Origin of the sequence: Streptomyces purpureus (genome assembly GCF_014648195.1) — a bacterium.
Classification (GTDB): domain Bacteria; phylum Actinomycetota; class Actinomycetes; order Streptomycetales; family Streptomycetaceae; genus Streptomyces; species Streptomyces purpureus.
In genome coordinates, this window is record NZ_BMQQ01000013.1 from 145189 (window position 1) to 164932 (window position 19744).

General features: G+C 68.9%; 12 protein-coding genes and 1 pseudogene. 1 reads left to right on the forward strand and 12 read right to left on the reverse strand.

Annotated elements, in window-relative coordinates; genetic code table 11:
- The first annotated feature begins 168 nt into the window (after positions 1-168).
- Positions 169-2307: a S9 family peptidase gene (locus IEZ01_RS18450; protein WP_189202647.1), complete on the forward strand. Its 2139-nt coding sequence runs from the start codon at positions 169-171 to the stop codon at positions 2305-2307.
- 158 nt (positions 2308-2465) lie between these two features.
- Here the strand turns inward: IEZ01_RS18450 and IEZ01_RS18455 are convergent, their stop codons facing one another.
- The 12 genes and pseudogenes from IEZ01_RS18455 to IEZ01_RS18510 all read right to left on the reverse strand — a co-directional run bounded on the left by IEZ01_RS18455 (position 2466) and on the right by IEZ01_RS18510 (position 19461).
- Complete coding sequence (locus tag IEZ01_RS18455) at positions 2466-3536, reverse strand: ABC transporter ATP-binding protein (protein ID WP_189202649.1); 1071 nt, start codon at positions 3534-3536, stop codon at positions 2466-2468.
- The gene (locus IEZ01_RS18460; protein ID WP_019889187.1) at positions 3529-4503 is read right to left on the reverse strand and encodes an ABC transporter ATP-binding protein; all 975 of its coding nucleotides are present in this window, start codon (positions 4501-4503) and stop codon (positions 3529-3531) included. Before IEZ01_RS18460 ends, IEZ01_RS18455 begins: the two co-directional genes overlap by 8 nt.
- A 6-nt stretch (positions 4504-4509) precedes the next feature.
- On the reverse strand, positions 4510-5514 hold the full coding sequence (locus IEZ01_RS18465) for an ABC transporter permease (RefSeq protein ID WP_019889186.1): 1005 nt from the start codon (positions 5512-5514) through the stop codon (positions 4510-4512).
- Positions 5507-6430, reverse strand: coding sequence for an ABC transporter permease (locus IEZ01_RS18470; protein WP_019889185.1), 924 nt, complete (start codon positions 6428-6430; stop codon positions 5507-5509). The genes IEZ01_RS18465 and IEZ01_RS18470 overlap by 8 nt, the downstream gene beginning before the upstream one ends.
- A gap of 75 nt (positions 6431-6505) precedes the next feature.
- Positions 6506-8134 carry a peptide ABC transporter substrate-binding protein gene (locus IEZ01_RS18475; RefSeq protein ID WP_189202651.1) on the reverse strand — a complete coding sequence of 543 codons (1629 nt, stop codon included), beginning with the start codon at positions 8132-8134 and terminating at the stop codon, positions 6506-6508.
- Positions 8135-8446: 312 nt separating this feature from the next.
- A pseudogene (locus IEZ01_RS18480) lies at positions 8447-9596 on the reverse strand (ABC transporter ATP-binding protein).
- Positions 9589-10647 (reverse strand): ABC transporter ATP-binding protein, encoded by a 1059-nt coding sequence (locus IEZ01_RS18485; protein ID WP_019889182.1) that lies wholly within the window; start codon positions 10645-10647, stop codon positions 9589-9591. The pseudogene IEZ01_RS18480 and the gene IEZ01_RS18485 overlap by 8 nt, the downstream one beginning before the upstream one ends.
- 14 nt (positions 10648-10661) lie before the next feature.
- Positions 10662-11615 (reverse strand): ABC transporter permease, encoded by a 954-nt coding sequence (locus tag IEZ01_RS18490; protein ID WP_019889181.1) that lies wholly within the window; start codon positions 11613-11615, stop codon positions 10662-10664.
- Positions 11608-12540: an ABC transporter permease gene (locus IEZ01_RS18495; RefSeq protein ID WP_028797931.1), complete on the reverse strand. Its 933-nt coding sequence runs from the start codon at positions 12538-12540 to the stop codon at positions 11608-11610. The genes IEZ01_RS18490 and IEZ01_RS18495 overlap by 8 nt, the downstream gene beginning before the upstream one ends.
- Positions 12541-12713: 173 nt before the next feature.
- On the reverse strand, positions 12714-14354 hold the full coding sequence (locus tag IEZ01_RS18500) for a peptide ABC transporter substrate-binding protein (RefSeq protein ID WP_019889179.1): 1641 nt from the start codon (positions 14352-14354) through the stop codon (positions 12714-12716).
- Between the two features lie 453 nt (positions 14355-14807).
- Entirely contained in the window at positions 14808-16709 is a 1902-nt protein-coding gene (gene typA / locus IEZ01_RS18505) for a translational GTPase TypA (protein ID WP_019889178.1), read from the reverse strand.
- Between the two features lie 322 nt (positions 16710-17031).
- Complete coding sequence (locus IEZ01_RS18510) at positions 17032-19461, reverse strand: ABC transporter family substrate-binding protein (RefSeq protein ID WP_028797930.1); 2430 nt, start codon at positions 19459-19461, stop codon at positions 17032-17034.
- Positions 19462-19744 lie beyond the last annotated feature (283 nt).

The window sequence follows — 19744 nt, forward strand, 5'->3', positions numbered from 1 at the left end:
TCCACATATTCGGCCGGATCGGGCAGCATGCATGTGCCAGTAGGTCCATACCCACCTAGCGCTACGGATCATAACTATCCGTGCCAATGCATCGATCGGTGCACGGCAGCACAGGGGGGCGCACGCGGAGGCTAGGTCCGACCGGGCGGCGACGCTAGGTTCGGTCGTATGACCTCGAGGCAGCAGACCCACTTCCCGCTCTCCTTCCCTCGTCAGTACGCCCGGACGCAGCGCTTCACCCTTGGCGCGCCGCGTGCGTTCACCGTCTCGCCCGACGGTTGCCGGGTGGTCTTCCTGCGGTCGCTGTCCGGCACGCAGCGGTCCCATCACCTCTGGGTGCTCGATCTGGAGGGGGAGGTCCGGGAGCGGGTCGCCGCCGATCCCGAGGCGCTGCTCGGCGGGGCGGAAGAGGAGCTGTCGGCGCAGGAGCGGGCGCGGCGGGAGCGGAGCCGGGAGAGCTCGGCGGGGATCGTGGGCTACGCGGTGGACGAGGCCGTGGAGTTGGCGGCCTTCACCCTGTCCGGGCGGCTGTTCGCGGCCGAGCTGCGCGCCGGGACCGCGCGTGAACTGCCCGTTCCCGGGCCCGTGATCGACCCGCGCCCCTCCCCCGACGGGCGCCACATCGCCTATGTGGCCAAGGGGGTCCTGCGGGTGACCGGGGCGGAGGGGGACGGCGACCGGGCGCTGGCGGAGCCGGAGGACGGGGAGACGACGTACGGACTCGCCGAGTTCGTGGCGGCCGAGGAGATGGACCGCTCGCGGGGCTTCTGGTGGGCGCCGGACTCGGACCGGCTGCTGGTGGCCCGGGTCGACGAACAGCCCGTGCGGTGCTGGTGGATCGCCGATCCGGCGCATCCCGACCGGGAGCCCGAGGCGGTGCGCTACCCGGCGGCGGGGACGCCCAACGCGGACGTACGGCTGTACGTGGTGGACCTGGACGGGGAGCGGACGGAGGTCGTCTGGGACCGCGAGCGGTATCCGTACCTGGCCCGGGTGCACTGGTCGGAGCAGAGTGCGCCGCTGCTGCTGGTGCAGAGCCGTGACCAGCGGGTCCAGCGGTGTCTGGTGGCCGACCCGGAGACCGGTGCCACGCGGACGGTCCATGTCGACGAGGACCCGGTGTGGCTGGAACTGATGCCCGGGGTGCCGGCCTGGGCCCCGGACGGGCGGCTGGTGCGGATCGCGGACGAAGGGGGTGCGCGGGTGCTGGCGATGGGCGACCGGGCGCTCACCGGCGGGACGCTCCAGCTGCGCGCGGTGCTGGACGTCGGCGCGGACGACGTGCTGGTGTCCGCGTCCGCGGGCGAGGAGGCGGCGGCGCCGGAGACCGGCGAGATCCATGTGTACCGGGTCGCCGAGCGGGGCGTGGAGCGGATCTCGGAGGGGGCCGGGGTGCACTCGGCCGTCCGCGGCGGGGCCGTGACGGTCCTGTCCTCGGCCCGGCCGGACGCGCCGGGGGCGGTGACGCAGGTGCTGCGGGACGGCAAGCAGATCGCGGTCGTCGCCTCGCACGCCGAGAAGCCGGTGCTCTCCGCGGGCGTACGGCTCCTGGAGACCGGCGCGCACCGCATTCCGTGCGCCGTCCTGCTGCCGAAGGGCTACGAGCCGGGGGCCGGGCCGCTGCCGGTGCTGATGGACCCGTACGGCGGGCCGCACGGCCAGCGTGTGCTCGCGGCACACAATCCGCATCTGACCTCGCAGTGGTTCGCGGACCAGGGCTTCGCGGTCGTGGTCGCGGACGGCCGGGGCACGCCCGGCCGTTCCCCGGCCTGGGAGAAGGCGATCAGGGACCGGCTGGATCTCGCTCTTGACGACCAGGTCGAGGCGTTGCAGGCGCTGGCGGAGCGGTTCCCGCTGGATCTCGGCCGGGTGGCGATCCGCGGCTGGTCCTTCGGCGGTTACCTCGCGGCGCTGGCGGCCCTGCGGCGGCCGGATGTGTTCCACGCGGCGGTGGTGGGGGCGCCGGTGACCGATTTCCGGCTGTACGACACGCACTACACCGAGCGGTATCTCGGGAGCCCGCAGGAGAGCCCGGAGGTGTACGCGGCCAACTCGCTGATCACGGAGGACGGTCTCTCGGCGCCGGAGAATCCGGCCAGGCCGATGATGATCATCCATGGTCTGGCGGACGACAATGTGGTGGTGGCCCATGCGCTGCGGCTGTCGTCGGCGCTGCTCGCGGCGGGGCGCCCCCATGAGGTGCTTCCGCTGAGCGGTGTGACGCACATGACGCCGCAGGAGCAGATCGCGGAGAACCTGCTGCTGCTTCAGGTCGACTTCCTGAAGCGTTCGTTGGGCGTGGTCTGACGCTGCGGCCGGCCGGGGGCGCGAGCGTCCCCGGCCGGCCTACGGCACCCGCACGGCCGTACGGTGTCCAGGGTGGCGGGTCCGGATATCGGTATGTGGTCGGCGGAGTTGCGGCCGTGTTAAACCCCTTCGGGCCCCGGCTCCGGCGGCTCGGACGGTCAAGCCTCCGGCTCGGACTCCAGCGGCCGCGGGCGCGGGGGCTCCTCGTGGGGGACGACGTGCTTCTCCTCGGCGAAGTGGCAGGCCGAGTCGTGCCTGGCGGGGCCCTCCGTCAGGCGGAAGACCGCCGGGACCGCCAGCAGCGGGACCTCCAGGGCGCAGCGTTCCTGGGCTTTCCAGCAGCGGGTGCGGAAGCGGCAGCCGGAGGGGATGTGCGCCGGGGAAGGGACGTCGCCGGTGAGGATGACGCGTTCGCGGTGGACGCGGGCCTCCGGGTCGGGGACCGGGACCGCGGACAGCAGCGCCTGGGTGTACGGGTGCGTGGGGTGGTCGTAGATCTCGGCGTCCTCGCCCAGCTCCACGATCCGGCCCAGGTACATCACGCCGACCCGGTCGGAGATGTGCCGCACGATGGACAGGTCGTGGGCGATGAAGACGTAGCTGAGCGAGAAGTCCGACTGGAGGCGTTCCAGCAGGTTGACGACCTGGGCCTGGACGGAGACGTCGAGGGCGGACACCGGCTCGTCGGCGACGATGATCTCCGGCTGGAGCGCCAGGCCGCGGGCGATGCCGATGCGCTGGCGCTGGCCGCCGGAGAACTGGTGCGGATAGCGGTTGACGTACTCCGGATCGAGGCCGACGACGTCCAGCAGCTCCTGGACCTTCTGGCGGCGCGAGCCCTTCGGGGCGACCTCGGGGTGGATCTCGTACGGCTCGCCGATGATGTCGCCCACGGTCATACGGGGGTTGAGGGAGGTGTACGGGTCCTGGAACACCATCTGGATGTTGCGGCGGACGGCCTTCAGGGCGCGCCCGGACAGCTTGGTGACGTCCTCGCCCTTGTAGCGGATCGCGCCGGCCGTCGGCCGCTCCAGGTGGACCAGCATCTTCGCCAGGGTGGACTTGCCGCAGCCGGACTCCCCCACGATGCCGAGCGTCTCCCCGGCCAGCAGGTCGAGGTCGACGCCGTCGACGGCCTTGACGGAGCCGATCTGCTTCTTGAAGAGGATGCCCCGCGTGAGGGGGTAGTGCTTGACGAGACCACGGACCTCCAGGATCGCCTCAGGCATGCAGGGCCTCCTGCCAGAAGTGGCATGCGCTGGTCCGGCTCTCGGACACCTCGTACAGCGGCGGTACGTCGGTGCGGCACATGTCCCGCGCGAGCGGGCAGCGTGGGTTGAAGGCGCAGCCGGGCGGGATGTTCATGAGGTTGGGCGGCAGGCCCTTGATCGCGTACAGCTCCTGGCCCTTCTGGTCCAGGCGGGGGATCGAGTCGAGCAGGCCGCGGGTGTAGGGGTGGGCCGGTGCCTTGTAGATCTCGTGGACGGGGGCGTTCTCGACGATCCGGCCGGCGTACATGACGGCGATCTTGTCGGCGACGTCGGCGACGACACCGAGGTCGTGGGTGATCAGGATCAGGCCCATGTCCAGCTCGCGCTGAAGCTCCGCCAGCAGATCCATGACCTGGGCCTGGACGGTGACGTCCAGGGCGGTGGTTGGCTCGTCCGCGATGATCAGGTCCGGCTCCAGGGCGAGCGCCATCGCGATCATGACGCGCTGGCGCATGCCGCCGGAGAACTGGTGCGGATAGTCCCCGACGCGGTCCTTGGCGGCGGGGATGCGGACCCGGTCCATGAGTTCGACGGCCTTGGTCCGGGCGTCCTTGCGCGACAGGCCCCGGTGGACCTCGAACATCTCGCCCAGCTGCGCGCCGACGCTGAGCACGGGGTTGAGGGAGGACAGCGCGTCCTGGAAGATCATCGCCATCTTCGCGCCGCGGATCCTGCGCCGCTCCTCCTCCTTGAGCGTGAGCAGGTCCTGACCCTGGAAGAGGATCTGACCGCCCGTGATCCGGCCGGGCGGCATGTCGAGGATGCCCATGACGGCCTGGGCGGTGACGGACTTCCCGGAGCCGGACTCGCCGAGGACGGCGAGCGTCTGGCCGGCCTCGACACTGTAGTTGACGCCGTTGACCGCCTTGGCGACGCCGTCGCGGGTGCGGAACTCGACCTCCAGGTCGCGTACGTCGAGCAGCATGGGCGCCTACCTGAGCTTGGGGTCGAGGGCGTCGCGTACGGCGTCGCCGAGCATGATGAACGCGAGCACGGTGATCGCCAGCGCGCCGGCCGGCCAGAGCAGCATGTGCGGGGCGTTGCGGATGTACTGGGAGGCGGCCGAGATGTCGATGCCCCAGGAGACGGTCGGCGGCTTCAGCCCGACGCCGAGGTACGACAGGGTCGCCTCCAGGGCGATGTACGTACCGAGCGCGATGGTCGCCACGACGATCACGGGCGCGATGGCGTTGGGGGTGATGTGGCGCAGCAGCATCCGTGAGTTGGAGGCGCCGAGGGCGCGCGCGGCCTGGACGTAGTCGTTCTGTTTGGCGGTGATGACCGAGCCGCGGGCGATCCGGGAGATCTGCGGCCAGCCGAGGAGCACCATGAAGCCGATGACGGGCCAGACGGTGCTGCTGGTGACGACGGAGAGCAGGACCAGGCCGCCGAGGACGACCGGGATCGCGAAGAACATGTCGGTGATCCGGGAGAGGACGGCGTCCCAGCCGCCGCCGAAGAATCCGGCGAGCCCGCCCAGGACGCTGCCGAGGACGGCGACGCCGAGGGTGGCGAGGACGCCGACGGTGACGGAGGTCCGGGCGCCGTAGACCGTACGGGTGTAGACGTCGCAGCCCTGGCCGTCGAAGCCGAAGGGGTGGCCGGGCTGGGAGCCCTGCTGGGCCTTGGCGAGGTCGCAGTCGAGGGGGTTGCCGGAGGTGAGCGCCGAGGGCCACAGCGAGACGAGGACCAGGAAGAGGATGACGACGCCGGAGATGAGGAAGACGGGGTTGCGGCGCAGGTCGCGCCAGGCGTCCGACCAGAGGCTGCGGGGTTTGCCGGTGGGGCTCCCTTCGGGGCCCGCGGGGGCCTGTCCGCCGGAGGCGGCTGATGGAGGCCGTTCCAGCCTTTCCCCCTCGCTCGTCGCGAGGTCCACCGCTCCTCCGGCTCCGGTGGGGGCCATGGTCTGACCGTCCTCGTACTGCGGCTCAGGCATAGCGGATCCTCGGGTCAAGGACGGCGTACAGCAGGTCGACGATCAGGTTGGCCGCGAGGAACACCAGCACGAGCACGGTCACGAAGCCGACGACGGTCTGGGTGTTCTGGCGCACGATGCCCTGGTAGAGCTGGTAGCCGACGCCATGGATGTTGAAGATCCGCTCGGTGACGATGGCACCGCCCATCAGGGCGCCGATGTCGGTGCCGATGAAGGTGACCACGGGGATGAGCGAGTTGCGCAGAAGGTGACGGGAGATCACGCGGCGGCGCGGGAGGCCCTTGGCGATGGCGGTGCGGACGTAGTCGGCGCGCCGGTTCTCGGCGATGGAGGTGCGGGTGAGCCGGGTGACGTACGCGAGGGAGACGGAGGCGAGGACGAGGCCGGGGACGACGAGTTCACCGAAGGTGGCCTCGGGTGAGACGGCCGGTTTGATCCAGCCCCATTCCACGCCGAGCAGCAGCTGGAGCAGCAGGCCGGTGACGAACGTCGGTACGGAGATGACGACGAGGGTCAGCACGAGCACGCCGGTGTCGACGGGGCGGCCGCGGCGCAGACCGGTGAGGACGCCGAGGGTGATGCCGATGACGATCTCGAAGAGGATCGCGACGATGGTGAGGCGGATGGTGACGGGGAAGGCGGTGGCCATCAGCTCGGTGACCTTCTGGCCGTTGAAGGCGGTGCCGAAGTCGCCGGTGAAGACGTTGCCCATGTAGGTCAGGTATTGCTGGCCCACGGGCTTGTCGAGGCCGAACTCGCGGCGCAGCTGCGCTGCGGTGGCCGGGTCGCACTCGCGGTCGCCGCAGAGGCCCGCGATGGGGTCGCCCATCACGTTCACCATCAGGAAGATCAGCAGCGTGGCGCCGAAGAAGACCGGGATCATCTGCAGCAGCCGCCGGATCACATAACGTCCCATCAGGGGCTCCGGGGGTCGTCGGGGAAAGGGGACGGCCCGGCGTCCGTGAAACGCCGGGCCGTGCGCCGTCCGGCGTCAGTTGACCTTGATCTCGTGGTAGACGGGGACGCTGAAGGGGTTCAGCGTGACGTTGGAGACCCGATCCGAGTGGCCGGCGCTGCCGTTCTGGTACCAGAGCGGGATGGCGCCCATGTCGTCCCGCAGGACCTCCTCGGCCCGCTGGAAGAGGCCGACGGCCTTCTGGGTGTCGGTCTCGGCGTTGGCCTGGTCGATGAGGTTGTCGAATTCGGCGTTGGTCCACTTGCCGTCGTTGGACGAGGCGTTGGTGTAGTACAGCGGCTGGAGGAAGTTCTGGATGAGCGGGTAGTCCATCTGCCAGCCGGCCCGGAAGGGGCCCGACATCTTCAGCTGGGTGATCTGGTTGCGGTAGTCGGCGAAGGTGCCGACCGGGTTGCCGACGCACGCCCGGTCGTTGCCGAGCGCCCGGTTGATGGAGTTGCAGACGGCGTCCACCCACTCCTTGTGGGAGCCGGTGTCGGCGTTGTACGAGATCCTCATCGTGCCGCCGGGGATGCCGCCGCCCTCGGCCACCAGCCGCTTGGCCTCGGCGGGGTTGTAGGAGCAGGCGTCGCCGCAGAGCGTGTCCTTGTGGCCGCCGTCGGCGCCGAGGACCGGCGAGGTCCAGTCCTTGGCCGGGGTGCGGGTCTTCTGGAAGATCGTGTCGGTGATCTGCCGGCGGTTGATCGCCATGGAGATGCCGGTGCGGAGCTTGGCGCCGTTCGGGGTGTTCCAGGCCTTGTCGTAGTACGGGATGGCGAGGGTCTGGATGATGCCGGCGGGGCTGTTGATGTACCGGTCGCCGAGGTCGGCCTGGACGTTGCGCAGCTGGGAGGCGGGCACGTCGTCGACGAGGTCGAGGTTGCCGGCGGTCAGGTCGGTGTAGGCGGTGTTGTTGTCGGTGTAGACCTTGAGGGTGACGCCGCCGTTCTGGGCCTTGTCCTCGCCCGGGTAGGCGTCCCAGCGCTTGAGGGCCATCTGGGAGCCCTTGGTGTACGAGTCGACGGTGTACGGGCCGTTTCCGACGGGCTTGGCGATCCAGGCGTCGTGGTTGTCGAAGAACGCCCGGGGCAGCGGGGAGAAGGCCGCGTAGCCGAGGGTCTCGGGCCAGGTGGAGAACTTCTGGGTGAGCTTGACCGTGAAGGTCCGGTCGTCGACGACCTTGAGGCCGGACATGGTGTCGGCCCTGGGCTGGCCTGATTCGGGGTGGACCTGGTCGTAGCCCTCGATCTGGCCGAAGAAGAAGGCGTTGCGCTGGTTGTTCCTGAGGTTGGCGCCGTAGTTCCAGGCGTCGACGAAGGACTTCGCGGTGACCTTCTCGCCGTTGGAGAAGGTCCAGCCGTCCTTGACGGTGATGGTGAAGTTGGTCGCGTCGGTCGTCTCGATCTTCTCGGCGAGCATGTCCTCGGCCTCGCCGGTCTTGGGGTCGTACCGCTTGAGCCCGCGGAAGATCATGTCCAGGACCTTGCCGCCCTGGACCTCGTTGGTGTTCGCGGGTTCGAGCGGGTTCTGCGGGTCTCCCCAGGAGGAGGAGACGATCCCGTCGGCACCACCACCGCCGGTGTCGCTTCCGCCGCCGCAGGCGGTCGCGGCCAGGGCGACGGCGGCGGCGCCTGCGGCCCACTTGGCGCGCGTGGCTCCGCGCATGGAGTGCCTCCCGAGGTTCTGGATCTTGCTTTGGCCCATATCACCTCGAAACCGGACGGTACGCATGTTGTGGTCGGCTGTTCGGGCGCCGGCGACACTTTGAGGGCCACCCCGATCGCCCGGCGAGTGAGCCGAAGGGCGCGCGGGCGCCGAAAGGGAGAACGCGCGCAGGCCCGCGAGGCACGAGGGGGCCGAGCACGATCGACCGTCGGCGCACGCTCAAAGCGCCCGGAGGCGAACCGAGCCCCAAAAAAATGGCGGAGCCGCCCGGACCGAAATGGTCCGGGCGGCTCCCCTGTCATGTACCGCGTGTCAGGACGCGTGGACCACGTCCTTCTCCTCGGCGAAGTGGCACGCCGATTCGTGCGCCGCCGGGATGTCCTGGCCCTGGAAGCGCTCCGGGATCGCCAGCAGCGGCATCTCGGTGGAGCACTTGTCCTGCGCCTTCCAGCAGCGGGTGCGGAAGCGGCAGCCGGACGGCGGGTTCGCCGGCGAGGGGACGTCTCCGGTGAGGATGATCCGCTCGCGGTTGGCGCGGGCTTCCGGGTCCGGGACCGGGACCGCCGACAGCAGCGCCTGGGTGTAGGGGGTGCGTCGGGTGGTCGTAGATCTGGACGTCCGTACCGATCTCGGCCATCTTGCCGAGGTACATCACGCCGACCCGGTCCGAGATGTGCCGGACGATCGACAGGTCGTGGGCGATGAAGACGTAGGACAGGTTGAACTCGTCCTGGAGCTTCTCCATCAGGTTGACGACCTGCGCCTGGACGGAGACGTCCAGGGCCGAGACCGGCTCGTCGCAGATGATGATCTCGGGGTTGAGCGCCAGGCCTCGGGCGATGCCGATGCGCTGGCGCTGGCCGCCGGAGAACTGGTGCGGGTACCGGTTGATGTACTCCGGGTTGAGGCCGACGACGTCGAGGAGTTCCTGCACCTTGCGGCGCCGGTCGCCCTTCGGGGCCACCTCGGGGTGGATGTCGAAGGGCTCGCCGATGATGTCGCCGACGGTCATCCGCGGGTTCAGCGAGGTGTACGGGTCCTGGAACACCATCTGGATGTTGCGGCGGACGGCCTTCAGGGCGCGGCCGGACAGCTTGGTGATGTCCTGGCCCTTGTAGAAGACCTCGCCTGCGGTGGCCCGCTCCAGGTTCATCAGCAGCTTGGCGACGGTGGACTTGCCACAGCCGGATTCGCCGACGATGCCGAGGGTTTCGCCCTGGTAGAGGTCGAAGGAGACCCCGTCCACGGCCTTGACCGCGCCGATCTGCTTCTTGAAGAGGATGCCCTGGGTCAGCGGGAAGTGCTTGACCAGGTTGCGCACCTGCAGGATCGGCTCGCCCCGCTCGACCGGCGCCTCGATGGCGGCCACGGCCTCCGCCTCGGTGGCGGCGTCGACCGTCTCCACGTCGGTGACGTTCGGGGTCGCGTCCACGGCCTCGTCCTTCTTTCCGAGGTCAGCCATGGATCGTCTCCTTCCAGAAGTGGCACGCGCTGCCGCGGCCGGGCAGCTCCGTGCCGTCCTGCTCCGTCACCGGAGCGAGCGCCGGGATCTCCGTGCGGCAGATGTCGTCCGCCTTGGGGCAGCGCGGGTTGAAGGCGCAACCGGACGGCACGCGCAGCAGGTTGGGCGGCAGACCCTTGATCGCGTACAGCTCCTGGCCCTTCTGGTCCAGGCGCGGGATCGAGTCGAGCAGACCCCGGGTGTACGGGTGGGCCGGGCGCTTGTACAGCTCGTGCACCGGCGCCTGCTCGACGATCCGGCCGGCGTACATGACCGCGATCTTGTCGGCGACATCGGCGACCACACCGAGGTCGTGGGTGATCAGGATCAGACCCATGTTGTACTCGCGCTGAAGCTCCGCGAGCAGGTCCATGACCTGGGCCTGGACGGTCACGTCGAGCGCGGTGGTCGGCTCGTCCGCGATGATCAGGTCCGGCTCCAGGGCCAGCGCCATCGCGATCATGATGCGCTGGCGCATACCGCCGGAGAACTGGTGGGGGTAGTCCGAGACCCGCGCCGCGGCGGCCGGGATCTTGACCTTGTCCATCAGCTCGATGGCCTTGGCCTTGGCGTCCTTCTTGGACAGGCCGTGGTGGACCCGGAACATCTCGCCGAGCTGGTAGCCGACGGTGAGGACCGGGTTGAGGGAGGACAGCGCGTCCTGGAAGATCATCGCGATCTTCCGGCCGCGGATCTTGCGCCGCTCCTCGTAGGACATCTTGAGCATGTCCTCGCCGCGGAAGAAGATCTCGCCCTGCGGGATCTTGCCGGGCGGCATGTCGAGGATGCCCATGATGGCCTGGGCGGTGACGGACTTTCCGGAGCCGGACTCACCGAGCACGGCGAGCGTCTCGCCCGCGTTCACGGAGTAGTTGACGCCGTTGACCGCCTTGGCCACACCGTCGCGGGTGTGGAACTCCACGTGCAGGTCACGGACTTCGAGCAGCGGACCGTCGTGTGTGTCGCCCTCGCGCGGCGAGGGGACGGTCGCGGTTTTGTCGACAGTGGTCACGAGTTACGCCCTCCTCAGCGCAGCTTGGGGTCGAGGGCGTTGCGGACGGCTTCGCCGAGCATGATGAACGCCAGAACGGTGAGGCTCAGCATGATCGAGGGGTACAGCAGGATGTGCTGCGCCACTCGGATCTGGTTGACGCCGGCCGAGATGTCGACACCCCACGAGATGGTGGGGGACGACAGGCCCAGACCGAGGTACGACAGGGTCGCCTCGGCCGAGATGTAGCCGCCCAGCGCGATGGTCGCCACGACGATCACCGGCGCCATGGCGTTCGGCATGATGTGGCGCAGCAGGATGCGGCCGGTGCCGGCGCCCAGCGCCTTGGCGGCGTGGACGTAGTCGGCCTGCTTGATGGTGATGACCGCACCGCGCATGACGCGGGTGATCTGGGTCCAGCCGAGGAAGGCGAGGGCGAAGACGACCACCCAGACCGTGCGCTCGGTGAAGGACTGCAGGACGACCATGGCGCCGAGCAGGAAGGGGATACCGAAGAAGATGTCGGTGATCCGGGACAGCACGGCGTCGACGACCCCGCCGAAGTAGCCGGCGATCATGCCCATGATCGAGCCGATCACGGTGACGATCAGCGTGACGCAGATGCCGACGATGACCGAGGCACGGGTGCCGTAGATCAGTCGGGCGTAGACACTGCGGCCCTGGCCGTCGTAGCCGAGCCAGCCCTCCGACCCGACCTTGCCGAGCTCGGGCTTGCCGTTGAAGTGGTGCACCAGGTCGCCGACGGTGGGCGAGGCGCTGGTGAACAGCGACGGGAAGGCGGTGATGACCAGCAGGATGAAGATCAGCACCGAGGAGACCAGGAAGTACGGGTTGCGGCGCAGGTCCTGCCAGGCGTCGCCCCAGAGGCTGCGGGCCTTGTCCTTGTTCTTCGCCGGAGCCGGCTGCGCGGCGGACGGAGGTGCGACGGCATCCTCGACTGCGGCGACGGTCTTGGTCACGTCAGGCATAACGGATCCTCGGGTCCAGGACCGCGTACAGCAGGTCGATGAGCAGGCTGGTGACGAGGTAGACGAGCACCAGGACGGTGACGAGACCGACCAGCGTGGTCCCCTCACGACGGATGATCGACTCGTAGATGATGCCGCCGACACCCTTGACGTTGAAGATGCCTTCGGTGACGACCGCGCCGCCCATCAGAGCGCCGATGTCGGTGCCGAGGAAGGTGACGACCGGGATCATCGAGTTGCGCATCAGGTGCACACCGATGACCCGGCGCCGGGGCAGGCCCTTGGCGACGGCGGTGCGCATGTAGTCGGCGCGCAGGTTCTCGGCCATGGAGGTACGGGTGAGGCGCGCGACGTACGCGAGCGAGAGACCACCGAGCACCACGGCCGGGGCGATCATCTCGGACAGCAGCTGGTCGTTGCTGACGTTCGGGGCGATCCAGCCGAGCTCGAAGGCGAAGACCATCTTGATGATGAAGCCGAGCACGAAGACCGGCACCGAGATGATCAGCAGGGTGAAGATCAGGATGGCGTTGTCGGCCAGGCGGCCCGCGCGCAGACCGGCGATCACACCGAGGCCGATGCCGAAGATCAGCTCGAACGCGAAGGCCAGGGCGGCGAGCTGAAGGGTCACCGGGAAGGCGTCACCCAGGACGTCGGTCACCGGGCGCCCGCTGGCGATCTGGTTGCCGAAGTCGAAGTGCAGGACGATGCCTGACATGTAATTCCAGTACTGCTGAAGGATCGGCAGATCCAGACCCAGGTCATGTCTGATCTTCGCCACCGTCGCCGGGTTGGCGGCCTTGTCGCCGAACAGCCCCGCCACGGGGTCGCCGGGCAGGCTGTAGACCATCAGAAAGATCAGCAGGGTCGTCCCGATGAAGACCGGGATCATCTGGAGCAGTCGTCGTACGACATAGCGCCCCATCATGCCTCCGTGAGATGTGACAGCCGCAGCCGGACAGGCCCTCCCGCGGCACCCGCGACCCGGTGGGTGCGCGAGTGTCGTGGAAGGGCCCCCCGACCGCTGCGTAAGGTGCCTGCCACGGGGGCTGACAGATCGTCAACCCCCGTGGCAGCCTGCGGACTACGCTTGGATGATTACTTCTTCAGGACCTGAACTTCTTCGATGTTCGGGTCGCCGTCCTGCGCGTAGGTCACGCCGGTGACCTTCTCGGAGTAGCCCGCGTTGACCTTGTAGTACCAGAGCGGGATGGAGGGCATGTAGTTGACCAGCTCCTTCTCCAGCGCCTGGTAGGCCTTGACCGACTCGTCGAGGGTCTTCGCGCTGTCCGCCGCCTTGATCTTGGCGTCGACGGCCGGGTCACTGAAGTCACCCTGGTTGCCGGAAGCACCCGTCTGGAACAGGTCACGGAGGAAGTTGGAGTTGACCGGGTAGTCGAGCGCCCAGCCGGACCGGTAGATCGACTTGACCTGCTTGGACTTACGGGCCTGGAGGTCGGCCTGGAAGTCCGGCTTGCCGTCGCCGACGCACTTGACGCCGGTGGCCTGGGTGATGCTGTTGCAGACCGCGTCGACCCACTCCTTGTGGCCGCCGTCGGCGTTGAACTGGATGGAGATGGCGTTGTTCGGGACGCCACCGCCGGCCTTGATGAGCTCCTTGGCCTTGGCGGGGTCGAACTTGGTGACGTCGCCGGCACCGTTCTCCTGGTGACCCAGGACGCCCTTGGCGACCCAGCCGGTCGCGGGCTCACGGGTGCCCTGGAGGACCGTCTTGGTGATGGTCGCGCGGTCGATCGCCATCGAGAGGCCCTGGATGACCTTCGGGTCGATCTTCTTGGGCTTCTTCCACTGGTCCGCGTAGAACGCGATGGCCAGGGTCTGGATCGAGGAGTACGACTGGTCCACGGCGCGGTCGCCGAGGTCCGCGCGGTAGACCGGGAGGTCCTTCGGCGCGATCTGGCGCAGCACGTCGACGTTGCCGGACTTCAGGTCCTCGTAGGCGGCCTCGAGGGTGGTGTAGTTTTTGAAGATCACACCACCGTTCTTCGCCTTGTTCGGGCCCTTGTAGTCGTCGAAGCGGACGATCTCGATCTGCTTCTTGTTGTCCCAGGACTTGAACTTGTACGGGCCGTTGCCGACCGGCTTCTTACCCGCGGCGGTCGGGTCCTTGTAGAAGGACTCCGGCAGCGGCGAGAAGACCTCGTAGCCGAGCTTGTAGGCGAAGTACGGGACCGGGCTCTTCAGCGTGATGGTGAAGGTCGAGTCGTCGACGACCTTCAGGCCGTCCAGCTTGTCGGCGGTGGGCTTGGCGCCCTCCTTCTCCGGCAGGAGCTTCTCCGCGCCGAGGATGTCGCCGAACCAGGACGCGTTGCCCTGCTTGTTGTCGACGTTGGCGGCCCAGTTCCACGCGTCCACGTAGGACTTGGAGGTCACCGGGGTGCCGTCGTGGAACGTCCAGCCCTTCTTGAGCTTGACGGTCCACACCTTCGAGTCCTTCGACTCGACCGACTCGGCGTTCACCATGGTGAGCTTGCCGTCCGGCGTGTAGTCCACGAGCTGAGCGAACAGACCGCTCATGACGATGGAGCCGTTGGACTCCATGGTGTCGGCGGGGTGCAGGAGCTTCTCCGGCTCGCCCACCTCGATCGAGTAGATGCCGTTCGGGTCAACTTCACCCTTGGCGTCGCTGCCACTGCCGTTGCCCCCGCCACAGGCGGTCGCTGCCAGGGCGACGACTATCGCGCCCGCTACCCACTTGGCGCTCTTGGCACCGCGCATGGGTTCCTCCTCATGAGTCCACTTGTCACTACAAGAAGGACACTTCGAGGTTCGCCGACACCCCTGACGGCGATGACTCAAGTGTCCTGAGTGTGCTCGTGAGTCGGCGCTCCCCACAGCGCGTGACCCATTGACCCGAGCTCAATGGAGCCAACTATTAAGTACGTCCGGGCGGTAAACCACACTTAAAGGGTCTCGTTTTGACAACATCGACAAGGGACGCAGGATCGAAATCCGGACAAACTGAGCACAGACAGACACCCGCGAAACGGACCGTTAACACACGTTCCGGAGAGCGACGCCCGATAACCGGACACATGGGCAAGGGCTGGCCTGGAATATCGATTTGACGAAAGGCCCGGGCCCCCACAGTGTCTGCGGGGGCCCGGGCCTTACTGACGCGATGTCAGTGGTGGTGCCGCTGCCCGGCCGAGGGCCGGGACGGGGTCACGGTCAGCCGTGCTTGGCGCGCGAGGCGGCGCGGCCGCGCTCCTTCTGGTCGAGGACGACCTTGCGGATACGGACCGCCTCCGGGGTCACCTCGACGCACTCGTCGTCGCGGCAGAACTCCAGGGACTGCTCCAGGGAGAGCTTGCGCGGCGGGACGATCGCCTCGAAGGAGTCGGCCGACGAGGACCGCATGTTGGTGAGCTTCTTCTCCTTGGTGATGTTCACGTCCATGTCGTCGGCCCGGGAGTTCTCGCCGACGATCATGCCCTCGTACACCTCGGTGCCGGGGTCGGTGAACAGCACACCGCGCTCCTGGAGGTTGGTCATCGCGAACGCGGTGACCGAGCCCGCGCGGTCGGCGACCAGCGAACCGTTGTTACGGGTCTGCAGGGTGCCGAACCACGGCTCGTGGCCCTCGTGGATGGAGTGGGCGATACCGGTGCCGCGGGTCTGGGTCAGGAACTCCGTACGGAAGCCGATGAGGCCGCGGGACGGAACGACGAACTCCATGCGGACCCAGCCGGAGCCGTGGTTGGACATGTTGTCCATCCGGCCCTTGCGGACACCCATGAGCTGGGTGACGGCGCCCATGTGCTCCTCGGGCACGTCGATCGTCATGCGCTCGACGGGCTCGTGGACCTTGCCGTCGACGTCCTTGGTGACGACCTGCGGCTTGCCGATGGTCAGCTCGAAGCCCTCACGGCGCATCTGCTCGACCAGGATGGCCAGCGCCAGCTCACCGCGGCCCTGCACCTCCCAGGCGTCGGGGCGCTCGGTGTCCAGCACGCGCAGCGAGACGTTACCGATCAGCTCGCGGTCGAGGCGGTCCTTGACCTGGCGGGCGGTCACCTTGCGGTCCTTGACCGCGGCCTTGGCGTCGGCGCCCTTGCCCGTGCCGCCGCGGCCGACCAGCGGGGAGGTGTTCGTACCGATGACCATCGAGATGGCCGGCTCGTCCACCGTGATCAGCGGCAGCGCGATCGGGTTCTCCGGGTCGGCCAGGGTCTCGCCGATCATGATGTCCGGGATACCGGCGACGGCGCAGATGTCACCGGGGCCCGCCACCTCGGCCGGCTTGCGGGTGAGCGCCTCGGTCATCATCAGCTCGGTGATGCGGACGCTGGAGACCGAGCCGTCACGCTTGATCCAGGCGACCGTCTGACCCTTGCGGAGCTCGCCCTGCTCGACGCGGAGCAGCGCGATACGGCCGAGGAAGTTGTCGGCGTCGAGGTTGGTGACGTGGGCCTGGAGCGGCGCATCCTCCTCGTACGTCGGGGCCGGGACGTGCTCGAGGATCGTGGAGAAGAACGGCTCCAGGTTCTCGCTGTCGGCCGGGACGGTGCCGTCCTCCGGCTTGGTCAGCGAGGCGATGCCGTCACGGCCGCAGGCGTAGACGATCGGGAACTCGATCTGGTCCTCGTCGGCGTCCAGGTCGAGGAAGAGGTCGTAGGTCTCGTTGACGACCTCGTCGATCCGGGAGTCCGGGCGGTCGGTCTTGTTGATGCAGAGGATGACCGGCATCCGGGCCTGGAGGGCCTTGCGGAGCACGAAGCGGGTCTGGGGCAGCGGACCCTCGGAGGCGTCCACCAGCAGAACGACGGCGTCGACCATCGACAGACCGCGCTCGACCTCACCACCGAAGTCGGCGTGGCCGGGGGTGTCGATGATGTTGATCGTGATCGGGGCCCCGCCGTCCTTGGGGTGGTACTTCACCGCCGTGTTCTTGGCGAGGATCGTGATGCCCTTCTCACGCTCCAGGTCGTTCGAGTCCATCATGCGGTCGTCGAGCTGCTGGTGGGCGGCGAAGGCACCCGCCTGCTTCAGCATGGCGTCGACGATGGTCGTCTTGCCGTGGTCGACGTGGGCGACGATGGCGACGTTACGGATGTCGTGGCGCGTGGGCATGAGTGGCTTGCGCTTCTCTCGGATCGTGGGATCAGGCGTCGCAGAGAGTCTCGGTCCTCGTACGCCCGCCGGGCGGACGCGCCACGGCTGCCTCCTATGGTACGGGGCCTTCACGCGAGAGGCTTCCCGGCCCGATCAGGAGTGCGATCCAGGGGCTGTTTGAGCAGGCCGGGAGATGGCTGGAAGGTGGTGTGCGGGTGCGCTGGGGGCGCGGGGAGAACGGCCCGGGTCGAGGGCAGAGCGATCTTGCCCGCCGGCGAGGCCGGCGGGCAAGTGAATTGAGCTGGTCTTGAGGTTCTGACCTGCGAGATTGTCGTTCCGGTTACTTCTTGGTGTTCTTCGGGCCACCGGCGGACGGCGCCTTCTTCCAGCCGATGTCCTGGTAGCGGGGAGTGGCGAAGCCGAAGGCTCCTGCGTTCCGGATTCCCTGGTGGGCGCCGACCAGCTGGGGGCGCTGATAGAGGGGGATGGATCCGGCTGCGGCCCAGATCCGGGCGTCGGCCTGGCGGACCAGGTCCCGTGCCGTCTTCTCGTTGAGCTCCCCCACCGCCTGGTCGAACAGCTGGTCGATACGGTCGGTGCCGACCCGGGAGTAGTTCTGCTCCACCAGCAGCGAGCCGTCCGAGGCGGGCTCCGGCTTGGCGTAGATCGGCCGGGCGTCGGTCGCGGGGAAGGCGGAGGCCGGCCAGGAGAAGAGGGCGAGGTCGTACTCGCCGGCGGCGACGTGGTCCTTGAAGAAGTTCTCGTCGGGAACCTTGACGATGTCCGTACGGATCCCGACCCGGTCCAGCATCCGCACGATCTTGTCGCCGACCGCCCGCAGGGATTCCGACCCCGGGCCGGAGGGCAGGACGAACTTGAGCGTCAGGGGCTGCCCGTTCTTCCCGAGCGGGCCGGCCGCCTCGGGGGCGGGGGCGGGGGCGGCGGTGCCGCGTGGCGCGTACGCCCCGGCGACCGGGCGGTCGGCCGCGCCCTGGGCCTCGGAGCGGCCGTCGGCCCGGGTGTCGACCGTGCCGTCCGCGGCCGCTTCGAGGAGCTGGGCCTGGCGCAGCAGGCCGACGCTCTGGAGCGCGGCGCCGAAGCCCGGCGCGAGGATGTTGATGCCCGGCTCCTGGCCGCCGCCGATGCGCGGCTCGGAGCCGCCGGGCTTGTCGTCGCCGACGATGTAGAGCCCCTCGTTGGAGGCCTTGTCCGCTTCCTTGGATTTCTCGGCTTTCTGGTCGCCGCTGCTGTTCTTGTCAGCCTGGGCCTTGTCGGCCTGGTTCTGGTCGGCCTCGTCGGCGGCGTCGGTCTTGCCGGCCGGGTCGGCGCTCTGCCCTGGACTGGCCTCGCTGCCGGCCTTCGCGCCGGCCGGCTTGCGCGCGCCGCCCCTCGTCCAGCCCGCGTCGGCGAGGAGCGCCTCCGCCTCCTTGGTGTCCTGGCCGCCGAGCGCGTTGCTGTTGTCGGCGTACGCCGCCTGTCCGGCGAGCGCCAGGTGGCTGCCGGGCGGCTGCGCGGGCAGGCCCAGCGGGGTCAGTACGGTCTCGGCGAGCGCCTGGCGGTCCAGCGCGCGGGCCACCGCCCGGCGCACCCGCTCGTCGGCGAGCGGCCCGGACTCGCCGTTCAGGGAGAGCTGGGTGTAGGCGGGCTCCAGCGACTTGCGTACGACGTAGTCGCGCAGCGAGCGCTGTTCGGTGACGTAGCGGGCGAGGGCCGCCTGGTTGCGCTTGCGGGCGGCCTGTACGAGTCCGGCGGTCTCCTTGTCGGAGCCGTTCGCCAGCGACCAGGACTTCAGCGCGCCCGACGGGGTGGTCCCGGTGCCCGGTCCGTGCGCAGCCGCCTTGTCCTTGCCGCCCTGGGCCGGCTTGGCCGCGAGCGTGATCCGCTCGGCCGCCGCCCGGTCGATCTCGGCCAGGTCGACCGTGCCGGCGGCAAGCGCGGAGGCCCGGTCCGCCCGGGGGACCGACTTCAGGACGATGGTGTCGAGCTTGGCGGGCTGCCCCCACCAGCGGGGGTTGCGGACGAGGGTGGCGGTGCCGGCCTTGGCGTCGAGACCCTTCAGCTGAAACGGTCCTGCGGTGGATTTCAGCTGGGTGCGCGCCCCGTCGTTGAAGGTCGCCGGCGAGCCCATGACCTCCTTGGGGTACAGCGGCGAGAAGAGGGACTGCCAGTCCGCGTACGGCTTGGCGAAGGTGACCCGGACCTCCAGGTTGTTCGCCCCCCGCTCGATCTTCTCGATCCGCTCGTACCCGGCGTTGCGCGCGGTCCAGTACGCGGTGTCCTTGCCGCTCAGCGCCCGCCACTGGGCGACGAAGTCCGGCGCGCCGATCTCCCGGCCGTCGCTCCACACGGCCTGCTGGTGGAGCTTGTAGAGGACGACCTGCTTCGGCTCGCGCTCGATGATCTGCGCGGACTCCAGGTAGTCGGGGTTGAGCTGCGGGCGGCCCCGCGCGTCCAGCGTGTAGAGCGCGGGCAGGACGGCCCCGGCGATCCGGGCGGTGGTGCCGTCGGCGTCGGCCTGGAAGGTGTTGAGCGTGGCGGGCACGGTGTCGACGGCCCACTTCAGCGTGCCGCCGTCGGTGATCTGGTCGCGGGCGGCCGGGGCGAGGTCCTGGGGGGCGGCCTTGCCGCCGCCGTCCTCGTCCGAGCTGCAGCCGGCGAGGACGGTGACGGCGAGCACCCCGCTGGTGACGAGGGCAACGGAGCGGAGTGTGCGGGAGCGGGGGCTCCGGGAGCATGTCCTCCCGCGAGGGGCGGCGCCGACCTGGGACATGGCTGTACCTCTTCGTCCTGTTTTGTGAATTTAGAGATGATCACACCTATTGCCCATACACTGAAGAGGAAAAAATGGGCCCGGTGACGACGACACGGCGACACGGTCCGCAAACCCACCCGTGCGGCCCAACGGCCGCCGGACGTCCGTCACGGGCCTCGTCCGGAAACACGCGGAGGCGCGCCCCCAGACGAGTGGAATCCGTGCACACCACTTCACAACGGCGATGTGACGCGCAACACTCTCAGGCGCGTGTTTGCCACCCGCGATCGCGGAAGTGAGG